Below are 14271 nucleotides of genomic sequence, written 5' to 3' on the forward strand. Positions count from 1 at the left end.
GAGCGTAAGGCCCGCCGCCTTGTCGGTCCAGAGGCGCGGAGCTAGCCTGCGTTCTGACGGTCCATCAGATGGACTGCGGGTGCCGGGGCCGGAACCCCTCACAAGGGGGCTCCGGCCACCGCCGGGCCGCGCACAGTGCTTGCTTATCTCATCCGGCGCCTGATCGCCGTTGTCGTCATGGTGCTGGTCGTACTGCTCGCGACCTTCACCGTCTTCTTCATGCTGCCCAAGTGGGCGGGACAGGACATCGCCGTCCTCTTCGCCGGTAAGTCGTCCGGAGCCGAGCAGCTCGCGGGCATCCGGATCAAACTGGGACTCGACGACCCTCTGCTCGTCCAGTTCTGGGACTTCATCAAGGGCATCCCGATGGGGCGTGACTACGCCAACGGGGCCGACGTGACCCACTGCCCGGCCCCCTGCTTCGGGTACTCCTTCCGTACCGAGGCGCCCGTCTGGGAAACCCTCAAGGACGCCCTGCCCGTCACCGCGGCGCTCGCCGCCGGTGCCTGTGTGCTGTGGCTCGTCGCCGGTGTCGCCACCGGTGTGCTCTCCGCGCTCAAGCGGGGCACCATCTGGGACCGCACCGCGATGATCACCGCCCTCGCCGGCGTCTCGCTCCCGGTCTTCTTCACCGGCATGATCGCGATGGGTCTCTTCGTCCACACCCTCGGCTGGGTGCAGATCGAGGACACCCTCACCACGGACGACCCGATCAACGTCTGGTTCGAGACGCTGATCCTTCCCTGGATCGTCCTCGCGTTCCTCAACGCCGCCATGTACGCACGGCTCACCCGGGCCACCATGCTCGAAGTGCTCGGTGAGGACTACATCCGCACCGCGCGCGCCAAGGGCCTCGGCGAGGCCGTCGTCATCAGGCGGCACGCGCTGCGCTCCGCCATGACGCCGATCCTCACCGTCTTCGGACTCGACCTCGGTGTCCTCATGGGCGGCGCCGTGCTCACCGAGTCCACGTTCAACCTGCCGGGGCTCGGCCTCGAGGCGGTCAAGGCCATCAGCACCAAGGACCTGCCGGTGATCCTCGGCGTCACCTTGTGCGCATCGCTCGCGATCGCCCTCGCCAACCTCGTCGTCGACCTTCTGTACGCCGTCATCGACCCGCGAGTGAGGCTGGGATGACCGAACTGCACAAGACCGGAGCGGCGGTCGGAGAACCCGTCGCCGAGTCGGTCCCTCCCACCGCCTTCCTCGAGGTCCGCGACCTCAAGGTGCACTTCCCGACCGACGACGGCCTGGTCAAGTCCGTCGACGGGCTCAGCTTCCAGCTGGAGAAGGGCAAGACCCTCGGCATCGTGGGCGAGTCCGGCTCCGGCAAGTCGGTCACCTCGCTGGGCATCCTGGGCCTGCACACCGCGGGCCAGTACGGCCGCCGCAAGGCCCAGCTGTCCGGCGAGATCTGGCTGAACGGCACCGAGCTGCTCACGGCCCCCGCCGACGAGGTGCGCAAGCTGCGCGGCCGCGAAATGGCGATGATCTTCCAGGACCCGCTGTCCGCGCTGCACCCGTACTACTCCATCGGCCAGCAGATCACCGAGGCGTACCGCGTCCACCACAAGGTGGACAAGAAGGTCGCCCGCAAGCGCGCCATCGAGATGCTCGACCGGGTGGGCATTCCCCAGCCGGACAAGCGGGTCGACAGCTACCCGCACGAGTTCTCGGGCGGCATGCGCCAGCGCGCGATGATCGCCATGGCCCTGGTGAACAACCCCGAACTGCTCATCGCGGACGAGCCGACGACCGCCCTCGACGTCACCGTCCAGGCGCAGATCCTCGACCTCATCCGGGATCTGCAGAAGGAGTTCGGCTCCGCGGTCATCATGATCACGCACGACCTCGGTGTCGTCGCCGAGATGGCCGACGAACTGCTCGTGATGTACGGCGGGCGCTGCGTCGAGCGCGGCACCGCCGAGAAGGTCTTCTACGAGCCCGAGCACCCCTACACCTGGGGCCTCCTGGGCTCGATGCCGCGCATCGACCGCGAGCAGACCGACCGCCTCGTGCCGGTCAAGGGCTCCCCGCCCAGCCTGATCAACCTGCCGCAGGGCTGCGCCTTCAACCCGCGCTGCCCGTACGCCGACGTCCCCAAGGACCAGATCACCCGCCGTGAGCGGCCCGAACTGCGCCAGGTCGCCCCGGGTCACTTCACCGCCTGCCACATGTCGCAGGAAGAGCGCACCCGGATCTGGACCGAAGAGATTGCGCCGACGCTGTGAAAGACGAAACGAAAGACCAGGCGAAGGGCCAGGAGATGACGATCCCGGCGCAGAAGGAGAGCTCGGCCGAGCCGCTGCTCAAGGTCGACGGCCTGGTGAAGCACTTCCCCATCAAGAAGGGGCTGCTGCAGCGCCAGGTGGCGGCCGTGCAGGCCGTCGACGGGCTCAGCTTCGACGTACGACCCGGTGAGACCCTCGGCGTCGTGGGCGAGTCGGGCTGCGGCAAGTCGACGATGGGCCGCCTGATCACCCGGCTGCTCGAACCGACCGCGGGCCGCGTGGAGTTCGAGGGCACGGACATCACGCACCTGAACACCGGCAAGATGCGGCCGCTGCGCCGCGACGTGCAGATGATCTTCCAGGACCCGTACTCGTCGCTGAACCCGCGGCACACCATCGGCACGATCGTCGGTGCGCCGTTCAAGCTCCAGGGCGTCAAGCCCGAGGGCGGTCTGCGCAAGACGGTGCAGGAGATGCTGGAGCGCGTGGGGCTCAGCCCCGAGCACTACAACCGCTACCCGCACGAGTTCTCCGGCGGTCAGCGCCAGCGCATCGGCATCGCCCGCGCGCTCGCCCTGCGGCCCAAGCTCGTCGTGGCCGACGAGCCGGTCTCCGCCCTGGACGTCTCCATCCAGGCCCAGGTGGTCAACCTCCTGGACGACCTCCAGGACGAGCTCGGTCTCACGTACGTGATCATCGCGCACGACCTCTCGGTCATCCGGCACGTCTCGGACCGCATCGCGGTGATGTACCTCGGCAAGATCGTGGAGCTGGCGGACCGCAACGACCTCTACTCCACGCCGATGCACCCGTACACCAAGGCGCTGCTCTCCGCCGTGCCGGTGCCGGACCCCAAGCGGCGCGGCGTCAAGAGCGAGCGCATCCTGCTGCGCGGTGACGTCCCCTCGCCCATCGACCCGCCCACCGGCTGCCGTTTCCACACGCGCTGCTGGAAGGCGACGGAGATGTGCGCGAAGACCGAGCCGCCGCTGATCGCCCTCGCGTCCGGCCACCAGGTCGCGTGCCACCACCCGGAGAACGCCGAGGACCAGCAGCCGGGCGACACCAAGCTGCTCCAGGTCGCCAAGGAGGCGATCGACGTGGTCTCGGTGGTGAGCAAGGCGGAGGAGACGGCCGAGGAGGCCGCGACCCCGAAGAAGACCGTCGCGAAGGAAGCGCCCGACGACGCCCCTGCGGCCGTCGCGAAGGATGCCTCCAAGACAGCGTCCAAGACCGCCTCCAAGGACGCTCCGGAAGCGGAGTCCGAGGGTCAGACGTCAACCGACAAGTAGCACCTGATGACTTGGTAAAAATCAGGCACCAAGTCATGTACACGCCCATACGGGAGAGTGCAGAGTCTGCGTGTCCGTTTCACCGGAACACGCGCGAAGGGATGACTCATGGCACTCTCCCGTTCGGCACGTCTGGGGGCACTGGCCACCGCCGCCGCCTCCTTCTGCTTGATCGCCGCCGCCCCCGGCCCCCATCCGGGCTCCGACGGCGTGGGCGACCCGTACTTTCCGCAGCTCGGCAACGGCGGATTCGACGTACGCCACTACAGCCTCGACGTCGCGTACAACCCCGACACCGACCGCCTCGACGGCCGCACCACGATCACCGCGCGCGCCACCCAGAACCTCTCCTCCTTCAACCTCGACCTCCAGAAGCTCCAGGTGACGAGGATCGAGGTGAACGACAGACGCGCGAAGTTCACCCGCAGCGGCGACGAGATACGCATCAGCCCGCCGAAAAGCCTGCGCAAGCACAAGACGTTCACCGTGACCGTCACGTACGGCGGCGTGCCCGAGCCGCTGAGCGGCCCCATTGTCTTCGGCTCCGACTACGGCTGGATGAAGACCACCGACGGCGTCTTCGTCGCCTGCGAGCCCAATGCCGCCTCCACCTGGTTCCCCTCCAGCGACCACCCCTCCGACAAGGCCGCCTTCGACATCCGCATCAAGGCGCCCAAGGGCCTGACCGGGGTCTCCAACGGCCGCCTCGTCGACACGTACACCAAGGGCGGGCAGACCGTCGCCCACTGGCGCGAGACCAAGCCCATGGCGACCTATCTCGCGACCGCCACCATCGGCAAGTTCGACGTGAAGAAGGGCAGGACCCCGGGCGGCACACCGATCTACGTCGCCATCGACCCCGTCCTGGAGAACAGCAACAACGTCGACGTGTACGGCGTCACGGCCGAGGTCACCGACTACTGGTCGAAGGTCTTCGGCCCCTACCCCTTCGAGGAGACCGGCGCGATCGTCGACGACATGCCGCAGGCGGGCTTCTCCCTGGAGACCCAGACCAAGCCGGTGTACTCCGCGATCCGCAGCGAGTCGACCATCGCCCACGAGCTCGCCCACCAGTGGTTCGGCGACTCGGTCTCGGTCGAGAAGTGGAAGCACATCTGGCTCAACGAGGGCTTCGCGACCTACTCCCAGTGGCTGTGGAGCGAGCACAAGGGCACCCAGAGCGCCCATGACGCCTTCCTCGCCGGCTACAACTCCCGCCCCGCCGACTCGGCCTTCTGGCAGACGGTCGTCGGCGATCCGCAGCGCGACACCATGTTCGCCTCCGCCGTCTACCAGCGCGGCGCGATGACGCTCCAGGTCCTGCGCGAGCGCATCGGCGACAAGGCGTTCTTCAAGCTGCTCCCCGCCTGGGCCCAGCAGAACCGGTACGGGGACGTGAACACCGACGACTTCATCCGGCTCGCCGAGAAGATCTCGGGCAAGCAGCTCGACGATCTGTTCGAGACGTGGCTGTTCACGAAGGGCAAGCCCGCGCTGTAGCCCGGGCCTCGACGGGTGCGCACCGGCGGGCAGGTAAGAATGTCGCGTGATCCAGGATCTGTTCAGTCCCTCCGTCCAGCACGCGCTCGACATCGTCGGAATCTTCGTCTTCGCGATCTCCGGCGCGCTGCTCGCCGTGCGCAAGAACTTCGACGTCTTCGGCATCGCCGTGCTCGCCGAGGTCACCGCGCTGGGCGGAGGGCTCATCCGTGACGTGGTCATCGGGGCGGTGCCGCCCGCCGCGTTCGTCGACCTCGGCTACTTCATCACGCCGCTGTTCGCCGCGCTCCTGGTCTTCTTCCTGCACCCCGAGGTGGAGCGCACCCAGCTCGCGGTGAACGTCTTCGACGCGGCGGGCCTGGGCCTCTTCTGCGTCACCGGCACCACCAAGGCGTACGACTACGGCCTCGGCCTCACCGCGTCGGCGGCCCTGGGTCTTGCCACCGCGGTGGGCGGCGGCGTGCTGCGCGACATGATCGCCAACGAGGTGCCCTCGCTGGTGCGCTGGGACCGCGACCTGTACGCCGTGCCCGCGATCGTGGGCTCCGCGATGGTCGCGGTCTTCATCAACTACGACATGCTCAACGCCTTCACCAGCGGACTCGCCGTGATCACGGCCTTCGTCCTGCGGCTGCTCGCGCTGCGCTACCACTGGCGCGCGCCAAGGGCCTGGCACCGGCGGTCCACCGCGGTGGAGGTCGAGGCGTCGGAGGACGTGTCGTAGGGGACGCGCCTGGCGATGCCTGGGGACGCCAGGGGAGTGTCATCAACTGGCCGCTTGCGTTCAGGAGTTGAACACCACCAGCCCCTCCCGACCCCTTGACGCGTAACTTCCTCACGAGTTAACTCAAGCACTGAATTAAGCCTGGACCAACCTTCCTTCCCCCACACCCCCCCACGCCTGGAAGGCCCCATGAGCATGCGCAAGAACATGCGGAAGAGAACCCGACGGACAGCCGTACTCCCCGTCGCCGCCGCACTGGCCGCGGGCGCCCTCGCGCTCGGCACCGTCCAGAGCGCCGACGCCGGGCAGGACCGCGCCAAGCGCACCACGGCGACCGTCGCCGCCGACGCCCCCGACCTCGGCCCGAACGTCGACGTCTTCGACCCGTCCATGTCGCGCGAGACCATCCAGGGCCGCCTGGACGAGGTCTTCGAGCAGCAGGAGACCAACCAGTTCGGCGGTGAGCGGCGCGCGCTGCTCTTCAAGCCGGGCACGTACGACGACGTCGACGCGAACATCGGCTTCTACACGCAGATAGCCGGGCTCGGTCTCTCCCCGGACGACACCGACATCAACGGCGCGGTGCACGCCGAGGCCGACTGGTTCGACGGCAACGCCACTCAGAACTTCTGGCGCGGCGCCGAGAACCTCGCCGTGACCCCGAAGGCCGGCGGCGACCGCTGGGCCGTCTCGCAGGCCGCGCCCTACCGGCGCATGCACCTCAAGGGCGATCTGCAGCTCGACGACGGCGGCTGGTCGAGCGGCGGACTCCTGGCCGACACCAAGGTCGACGGCAAGGTCAACTCCGGCTCGCAGCAGCAGTGGCTCTCCCGCAACACCGACTGGGGCGGCTGGCAGGGCTCCAATTGGAACATGGTCTTCGTCGGCGCGAAGAACGCACCCGAGGGCAACTTCCCCAGCCCGCCCTACACCAGGGTCGACCAGACCCCCGTCTCGCGCGAGAAGCCCTTCCTGTACGTCGACGAGGGCGACGCCTACAAGGTGTTCGTGCCCGGCGTGCGCAAGGACAGCAGCGGCACCAGCTGGTCCGGCGGCGCACCGGCCGGGGAGTCGCTGCCGATCGACGACTTCTACGTCGTGAAGCCGGGAGCGAGCGCGTCCGACATCAACGCGGCGCTCGCGGACGGCAAGAACCTCCTGGTGACGCCGGGGGTCTACCACCTCGACCAGACCCTGAAGGTGACACGGCCGGACACCGTCGTACTCGGCCTGGGGCTCGCCACGTTCATCCCGGACGGCGGGGTGACGGCGATGACCGTCGCCGACGTGGACGGCGTGAAGGTGGCGGGCGTCCTCTTCGACGCGGGAACGGAGAACTCGGACACGCTGATGGAGGTCGGCGGCGAGGGCGCGGACGCGGACCACGCGGCGAACCCGACCTCGCTGCACGACGTGTACTTCCGCGTCGGGGGAGCGGCCGTGGGCAAGGCGACAAAGAGCCTTGTCGTCAACAGCTCGGACGTCATCGGCGACCACACCTGGATCTGGCGGGCCGACCACGGAGACGGCGTCGGCTGGGACACGAACACGGCCGATACGGGCCTGGTCGTGAACGGCGACGACGTGACGATGTACGGCCTGTTCGTCGAGCACTACCAGAAGCACCAGACGATCTGGAACGGCGAGGGCGGCCGGACGTACTTCTACCAGAACGAGATGCCCTACGACCCGCCGGAGCAGGCTGCCTGGATGAACGGCGGCACGAAGGGCTACGCCGCGTACAAGGTGGCGGATTCGGTCAGCAAGCACGAAGCGTGAGGCCTCGGCTCGTACTGCTTCTTCAACGTCAACAAGTCCGTCGCGGCAGAGCACGCCTTCGAGGTGCCGCAGCGGGACGGGGTGAGGTTCCACGACATGGTGACCGTGTCGCTCGGCGGCACGGGCACGATCGATCACGTGATCAACGGGACGGGCGGGCCTTCGGACGCGCAGAACAATGTGGCGAACCTGGTGAGCTACCCCTAGCGGGCCGCCCCGCTCCCCGGGGCTTGCCCGACAGAAAAGCTACCGCTCAGTAATGTCATGTTGTACGTTACCGGTATGGCAGAGGCAGCATCCATACCGGCAGCGGTGCCCGCGAGCATCGGCGACAGCGAGTTCGACCGCGACACCGCGGTCACCCGGCGGGAGCCCGGTGTCTATGACATCGACCTCTCCGCCGGGTGGACGATCATCAACGCGGTCAACGGCGGCTATCTCCTCGCGGTCCTCGGCCGCGCGCTGGCCGACGCCCTGCCGCACGCGGACCCCTTCACGGTCTCCGCGCACTACCTGACGGCGTCCCACCCCGGCCCCGCCGTGATCCGCACGGACACGGCGCGGGCCGGGCGGACCCTGTCCACCGGGCAGGCCTCGCTCTTCCAGTACGACGAGGAGGGGCGCGAGGTCGAGCGCATCCGCGTACTCGCCTCGTACGGAGACCTGGCCGCGCTGCCCGACGACGTCCGCACGACGGCGAAGCCGCCCGGGCTGCCGCCGATGGAGCAGTGCTTCGGTCCGCAGGACGCGCCGGATCACCGGCCCGTGCCCGGCAGTTCCGCCATCAGTGACCGGCTCTTCCTGAAGCTGGACCCCTCCACCCTGGGGTGGGCCCTCGGCCAGCCCTCCGGGAAGGGCGAGATGCGGGCCTGGTTCGGCCTCGCCGACGGCCGGGACGCGGATCCGCTCTCGCTGTTGCTCGCGGTGGACGCGTTGCCGCCGACGGCGTTCGAGCTGGGGCTTTCGGGGTGGGTGCCGACGGTGGAACTGACGGTCCACGTCCGCGCCCGTCCGGCGCCGGGTCCCCTGCGGGTGTCCATCACCACGCGGAACCTCGCGGGGGGCTTCCTGGAGGAGGACGCGGAGGTCTGGGACAGCGAGGACCGCCTGGTCGCCCAGTCGCGCCAGCTGGCGCGGGTGCGGTTGAGCTGAGGGCGGTCCCTGCGGGGCTCTCCCCAATCCCGCCCCTTCCCGAAACTGGGGGCTCCGCCCCCAGACCCCCGGAAAGACTGGCCTCAAACGCCGGCCGGGCTGGAGATTTCCCCGGCTCGGGGAAATCTCCAGCCCGGCCGGCGTTTGAGGACGAACTCGGCGGAGCCGGTGATTGCGGCACGTACAAGGCCCTCGCGCCGAGCGAGTTTTCGGGAAGGGGCGGGGTTGGGGAAAGGTCCCTACCCCACCACCAACACCCCCACGTAAGAAACCCCCGCCACCACAACCCACGCACAAAGCCCCAGCACCGCCACCCGCCCCCCGGTCCGGGCGAGCGAGGGCAGATCCACGGCCGAGCCAAGCCCGAACAAAGCCGCCGCGAGCAGCAGTTCCTGCACATGCCCCGCCAGGCCAAGCGCAGCGCCCGGCACCCACCCGGTACTCCGCACCACCACCATCACCAAGAACCCCGCGACGAAGAGCGGAACCACCGGCGGCCGCCGCCGACCCCCCGCCGTCCCACTCCCAACGGCCCGCGCCCGCAGGGCAAGACCAACCCCCGCCACCAGCGGAGCCAACATCGCCACCCGCATCAGCTTCACGAGGACCGCGTCCCCCAACGCCCCCGCCCCAGCGGTCTGCGCCGTGGCCACGACCTGCCCCACGTCGTGGACGCTCGCCCCGGCCCACCGCCCGAACTCGGCGTCGGTAAGCCCCAAGGGCCCCTGGAGCAGCGGAAGCACGGCGATGGCGAGCGTCCCGCAGAGCGTCACGAGCGCCACCGAGACCGCCGCGTCCCGCTCCTCGCTCTCGGTCACCTCACCGACCGCGCCGATCGCCGACGCCCCGCAGATCGAATAGCCGGTGGCGATCAGGAGCGGCTGATCGCCGGGCAGACCCATCCGGCGGCCGAGCCACCACGTGCCGAAGAAGGTCAGGGAGACCACCCCGAGCACCATCACCACCGTCGCCCAGCCCAGACCCAGGACGTCGTCCAGGCTCAGCTTCAGGCCGAGCAGGACGATGCCGAGCCGCATCAGCCGCTTTCCGGCGAGAGAGAGCCCCGGCCTGCCCCGGCCTCGTACGAAGGCGCGGGCGCCTGGGACGTGCGCCGCCGCGAGCCCGAGCACCACCGCGGCCGTCAGCATCGGCACCGCGGGGAACGCGGCATGTGCCGCCCAGGCCGCCGCGACCCCCAGGGCAGCGAGGCCGAGCCCCGGCAGCGGGCCGCGGCCGGCAGCGGGCGCCGTCGGCAAGACGCGGGGAGCCTGGTGGCGTTGACCGAGCAGCGCCATCAGCGGTCGGCCGGCAGCTCGTACACCCGGCGCACGCTGGTGCCCAGGCGGGAGATGTCGGCGCCGTACACGTGGAGCGATATCGCCCGCCGCGTACACGCGTTCCAGACGCGGTGGATGTCGCCCGGCGGGGCGAAACCGCACACCGAGCCCTGTTCGTTGACCAGGTCCTCGGTGGCGACGAGATGCGCCGGAGTGCCGGACGCCGCCGGAACGAGCCGGTAGCGCCGCTCCTGCTCCGCGCCCTCGTGAACACCGGTGACGCACCAGGAGACGTGGTCGTGGACCGGAGTGTGCTGGCCCGGCAGCCAGACGAGGCCGACCACCGAGAAGCTGCCGTCGTGCTCGGCGTGCAGCAGATGCTGCCGGTAGCGCTCGGGATCGCCCTCGCGCTGCTCTTCGGTGAGCAGATCGGCGGCGCCCAGATGCGGCGCGAGCCGCTCGCCGACCAGGTACGCCGTCAGATCCGGCGGCAGGCCGCGGCCGACGGCCTCGCGAATGCCGGCGACGAGGGCGTCCAGGCGTTCGGTGGTGCGCACTGCGCGGAATGCGGTGATGGATGCGCTCATACAGGCAGCGTCCTGCCGCCCTTCCATCACGTCCAACGACAGTTTCTAAGCCGTACGCCAACTTCTGCTTATGGATCGGAGGGTTGGGCGAGGCGTGTGCCTCAGCAGCCCACCTTGTTGGCCGCGACCGCTTTGAGCTCGTCGAGCACCAGCGCCGTCGCGGGAATCCGCAGATGCTCCCTGAGCGCGTAGGCCGAGACCTGCCTGCGTGACGCCGGGTCGAGGGCCCGTCCGGTCACCCGTCGGTGGCGCAGGAAGTTGAGGACGAGGCCCGGCATCATCGCGATGCCGAGGCCCTCGGCGACCAGACTCTGGATGACGAGGTTGTCGTCCGTGGTGAAGGCGATGTCCGGCGCGAAGCCCTGTTCGGCGCATTCGTGCAGGAAGTTGGCCCGGCAGCGCAGACAGCCCGCGATCCAGCGTTCGCCCGCGAGGTCGACGAGCTTGACGGAGCGGCGCCTGGCCAGTGGGTGGCGGGAGGGCATCAGGACCGTCAGCTGGTCTTCCATCAGCGGGATTTCGACCACGTCGTCCGGTACGTCCTCGTGCAGGCCGGGGTAGTGGAAGGCCAGCGTGATGTCGCAGTCGCCGTCCACCAGGCGCCTGAGCGACTCGGGCGGTTCGTTCTCCTGGAGTTCGACGCGTACGCCGGGGTGGCTCGCGGCGAGCCGGGCGAGGGTTTCGGGGATGAGGGTGGCGTTGGCGCTGGGGAAGGCGCAGATGCGCACGCGTCCGGTGCGCAGGCCCGTGATGGCGTTCATCTGCTGTTCGGCGGCGCTGATGTTGCCGAGGATGATCCCGGCGTGCCGGGACAGCGCCTCGCCCGCCTCGGTGAGGCGCATCGTGCGGCCGACGCGGGTGAAGAGGACCGTGCCGACGGAGCGTTCGAGCGCCTTCATCTGCTGGGTGATCGCCGGCTGCGTATAGCCGAGCGAGCGGGCGGCGGCGGAGTACGAGCCGGTGCGGACCACTTCGTGGAATGACCTGATGTGCCGGGAATCGAACACGTCTGAATCATAAGCAGCTCTTGGGACAGACCGACAAGGCCCCCTCTCCGGCCATACCTGACAGCCGGTGTCAGTCTTTTCTGCCGTTGCTGACCGCCGATGTCGGCCCTTTCGGTCATTCTTGACCGCGTGAAATCCGACCGGCTGCTCTCGATCCTGCTGCTGCTCCAGACCCGCGGGCAGGTCCCCGCCCATGAACTGGCCGACCGTCTCGAAGTCTCCGTGCGCACCATCTACCGCGACATCGAGGCGCTCTCCGCCTCCGGCGTCCCGGTGTACGCCGAGCGCGGGCGGCACGGCGGCATCGCGCTCCTGCCCGGTTTCCGTACGGACGTCACGGGGCTCACGGCGGACGAGTCGCGGGCGCTGTTCATCCTGGCCGCGCAGGGCGCGCACGCCGCGCTCGGCCTCGACGAGGCGATCGGCTCCGCGCTGCGCAAGGTCATGGCGGCGCTGCCCGAACCGCACCGCCCCGCAGCCGAGTTGACCAGCCGGCGCATCCTCGTCGACTCGGCGCGCTGGATGCCGGGCCCCCGCGGCTCGGATCCGGCCACCGGCGACCTCGACGTACTGCAGGACGCCGTCTTCTCCGACCGGCGGCTGCGCCTGCGCTATCTGCACAGCGGCGACGACCGGCCGCGCACTTACACCGTGGACCCCTACGGCCTCGTCTCGAAGGCGGGCGTCTGGTATCTGGTCGCCGACCGGCGCGGCGCCCCGCGGCTCTTCCGCGCCGACCGGGTGCGGGCGGCGACTCTCACGGACCTGCCCGTGCAGCGCAGGGCCGGTGTCGAGCTCGCCGACGTCTGGGCAGTGCTGAAACGGCAGGTCGAGGACCGGCCGGTCGCCGTCGACGTCACGGCGCGCGTCGCACGCGACCGCTTCCCCCAGTTCCTGCGCCTGAAGGGGCAATTCCTCAGCGAGCGCCCCGAGGACGACGGGGAGAGCGAGTGGATCACCGTCCGCCTCGGCTTCGGCGTCGTCGGCGACACCCGCACGCTGCTCCCGTTCGCCGCCAGTGTGGAAGTGCTCTCGCCGCCCGAGGCGCGCGCCGAGCTCGCGGCCGCCGCGGCCGCGGTCACCGGCCTGTACGCAGGAAGCGGAGCAGCCCGCCGGTGAGCTCGGCGGGCGCGTCCTCCTGTACGAGATGGCCCGCGCCCTCGATCAGGCGGAGCTCGGCGCCGGGGATCAGCTTGGCCAGCTCATGGCCGCGCTCCACCGGGATCCAGGTGTCCTCCGTGCCCCAGCAGATCAGGACGGGCAGCGCCAGCTCCCCGTACCGGCCCTGGACCTCGTCCGTGAACCGCTGGTCGTTCTGCTCGATCTGCCGGTAGAAGGCGGGCCTGCCCTCCGGTGTGCACCAGGGTTCGACCAGACGGTCGAGCACCGCGGGGTGCAGTCCGCGGTGGCTCGCCGAAGAGACGTACTCGCGCACCAGCGCCTCGTGCAGGGCGGGCGGCAGCCGGCTGAAGACGTCGGCGTTCTCGCCGAGCAGGCGGTAGGCGGGGGAGCCCCAGGGGGCGAGGGCCACCGGGTCGACCACGGCGAGGCGTTCGTAGCGGGCGCCGTGCAGGAGGTGGGCGCGCAGGGCGACGCAGCCGCCGAAGTCATGGGCGATGACGGCAGGTTCGTCGAGCCCCCAGTGCGCGAGGAGGTCGGTCAGGACGCGGGCCTGCGCGGCCAGGGTCACGTCCTGCCCGGAGCGCATCTCCGACGCTCCGTAGCCGGGCAGGTCCCACACGTACACGCGGTGGTCACGGGAGAGCGCGCGGGCCACACCCCGCCAGACGTACGAGGAGAAGGGCGTGCCGTGGACCAGGACGACGGGCGGGCCGTCCTCGGGGCCGAGGGCGGCCCAGCGGACATCGCCGGTCGGTCCCGCGTAGATCTGGTCGAGCGTCCAGTCACGATCGATCGTCATGACCGTAAGGCTAATTGCTCCTTACGGGAGAGTCGAGACCTCCGGCCGTCGGCTCTCGCCGCTTTCCGGTCACCGCTCGTCGAGCCAGTGGTGGCGGCCGAGCGACAGCAGGCGCAGTTGCCGTCGCGCGCCGGCCGCGACGCGCTGCTCGGCGTCGGGCGCGGCCTCTAGGAGTGACGAGGCGGTCATCACCATGTGGTCGACGTACATCCTGGCCAGCATCAGGAGATCGTCCTCCTCCCAGCCCGCGGATTCCGGCTCGCGGGCGAACTGGTCCTTCACCTCCTGCGCGAACAGGGTGAGCTGATCGCCTATCGCGGACCGCACGGCCTGCACCCCGCCGTGCTGCTCGCGGGCGATGAAACGGACGTGCGCGGGGTGGGTGCGCACATAGGCGACGATCAACTCGACCGTGGCCGCGATGCGTTCCTCGCCGTCGTCGCCGCCCTCACCGGTCGCCGCGAGGAGGGCGACGAGCGTCGTGTGCAGGCTGTCGAGCGCCTCCTCCACCAGTGCCACGCCGAGGTCGGCCATATCCCGGAAGTGACGGTAGAAGGCGGTGGGGGCCACGCCCACGGCACGGGTGACCTCGCGCAGGCCCAGGCTGCTCAGGCTCTGCTCCTCAAGCAGCTGGAGCGCCGCGTCGAGGAGTGCCTGCCGGGTTTTCTGCTTCTGGGCCTGCCGGATGCCGAGAGTGTGACTCATGCCATGCAGTTAACAACTGTTCTCCGAGATTGGGAAGCCGGAGACGCGGTACTCTCTAACTCAGTGAACAGTTGTTACCACAAGCGTTCACCGAAA

The 14271-nt window shown here is 69.6% G+C and carries 12 protein-coding genes and 1 pseudogene; 8 read left to right on the forward strand and 5 right to left on the reverse strand.

The genetic code is table 11. The features are described 5' to 3' along the window. Positions 1-135 precede the first annotated feature (135 nt). From ABZ906_RS35180 to ABZ906_RS35210, 7 genes and pseudogenes are all read left to right on the forward strand, one after another. On the forward strand, positions 136-1137 hold the full coding sequence (locus ABZ906_RS35180; RefSeq protein WP_361192870.1) for an ABC transporter permease: 1002 nt from the start codon (positions 136-138) through the stop codon (positions 1135-1137). Next, positions 1134-2231 carry an ABC transporter ATP-binding protein gene (locus tag ABZ906_RS35185; RefSeq protein ID WP_361192873.1) on the forward strand — a complete coding sequence of 366 codons (1098 nt, stop codon included), beginning with the start codon at positions 1134-1136 and terminating at the stop codon, positions 2229-2231. Before ABZ906_RS35180 ends, ABZ906_RS35185 begins: the two co-directional genes overlap by 4 nt. Before the next feature lie 35 nt (positions 2232-2266). Continuing rightward, complete coding sequence (locus tag ABZ906_RS35190; protein ID WP_361390119.1) at positions 2267-3523, forward strand: dipeptide ABC transporter ATP-binding protein; 1257 nt, start codon at positions 2267-2269, stop codon at positions 3521-3523. Between the two features lie 108 nt (positions 3524-3631). Beyond that, positions 3632-5023, forward strand: coding sequence for a M1 family metallopeptidase (locus tag ABZ906_RS35195; RefSeq protein WP_361389852.1), 1392 nt, complete (start codon positions 3632-3634; stop codon positions 5021-5023). 46 nt (positions 5024-5069) lie between these two features. Continuing rightward, positions 5070-5747 (forward strand): trimeric intracellular cation channel family protein, encoded by a 678-nt coding sequence (locus ABZ906_RS35200; RefSeq protein WP_361192879.1) that lies wholly within the window; start codon positions 5070-5072, stop codon positions 5745-5747. A gap of 189 nt (positions 5748-5936) precedes the next feature. Then, positions 5937-7733, forward strand: a pseudogene (locus ABZ906_RS35205) (coagulation factor 5/8 type domain-containing protein). Positions 7734-7808: 75 nt separating this feature from the next. After that, the gene (locus tag ABZ906_RS35210; RefSeq protein ID WP_361389854.1) at positions 7809-8678 is read left to right on the forward strand and encodes a thioesterase family protein; all 870 of its coding nucleotides are present in this window, start codon (positions 7809-7811) and stop codon (positions 8676-8678) included. A gap of 239 nt (positions 8679-8917) precedes the next feature. Here ABZ906_RS35210 and ABZ906_RS35215 read toward each other — a convergent pair whose 3' ends face one another. The 3 genes from ABZ906_RS35215 to ABZ906_RS35225 form a co-directional block, all read right to left on the reverse strand. Continuing rightward, the gene (locus tag ABZ906_RS35215) at positions 8918-9973 is read right to left on the reverse strand and encodes a putative sulfate exporter family transporter (RefSeq protein WP_361389856.1); all 1056 of its coding nucleotides are present in this window, start codon (positions 9971-9973) and stop codon (positions 8918-8920) included. Further along, positions 9973-10542 (reverse strand): cysteine dioxygenase family protein, encoded by a 570-nt coding sequence (locus tag ABZ906_RS35220; RefSeq protein ID WP_361389858.1) that lies wholly within the window; start codon positions 10540-10542, stop codon positions 9973-9975. The genes ABZ906_RS35215 and ABZ906_RS35220 overlap by 1 nt, the downstream gene beginning before the upstream one ends. A gap of 101 nt (positions 10543-10643) precedes the next feature. After that, a complete protein-coding gene (locus ABZ906_RS35225; RefSeq protein ID WP_361196642.1) occupies positions 10644-11549 on the reverse strand; it encodes a LysR substrate-binding domain-containing protein in 906 nt (301 codons plus the stop codon). Between the two features lie 129 nt (positions 11550-11678). Here ABZ906_RS35225 and ABZ906_RS35230 point away from each other — a divergent pair, with 129 nt between their 5' ends. Next, positions 11679-12668, forward strand: coding sequence for a YafY family protein (locus tag ABZ906_RS35230; protein ID WP_361389860.1), 990 nt, complete (start codon positions 11679-11681; stop codon positions 12666-12668). Here the strand turns inward: ABZ906_RS35230 and ABZ906_RS35235 are convergent. Together ABZ906_RS35235 and ABZ906_RS35240 are read right to left on the reverse strand one after the other, a co-directional pair. Beyond that, entirely contained in the window at positions 12628-13470 is an 843-nt protein-coding gene (locus tag ABZ906_RS35235) for an alpha/beta hydrolase (RefSeq protein WP_361389862.1), read from the reverse strand. The genes ABZ906_RS35230 and ABZ906_RS35235 overlap by 41 nt on opposite strands. Positions 13471-13539: 69 nt before the next feature. Beyond that, a complete protein-coding gene (locus ABZ906_RS35240; protein WP_361196633.1) occupies positions 13540-14175 on the reverse strand; it encodes a TetR family transcriptional regulator in 636 nt (211 codons plus the stop codon). Between the last annotated feature and the right edge of the window lie 96 nt (positions 14176-14271).

The organism is Streptomyces sp. NPDC046925, from assembly GCF_040644915.1.
GTDB lineage: Bacteria > Actinomycetota > Actinomycetes > Streptomycetales > Streptomycetaceae > Streptomyces.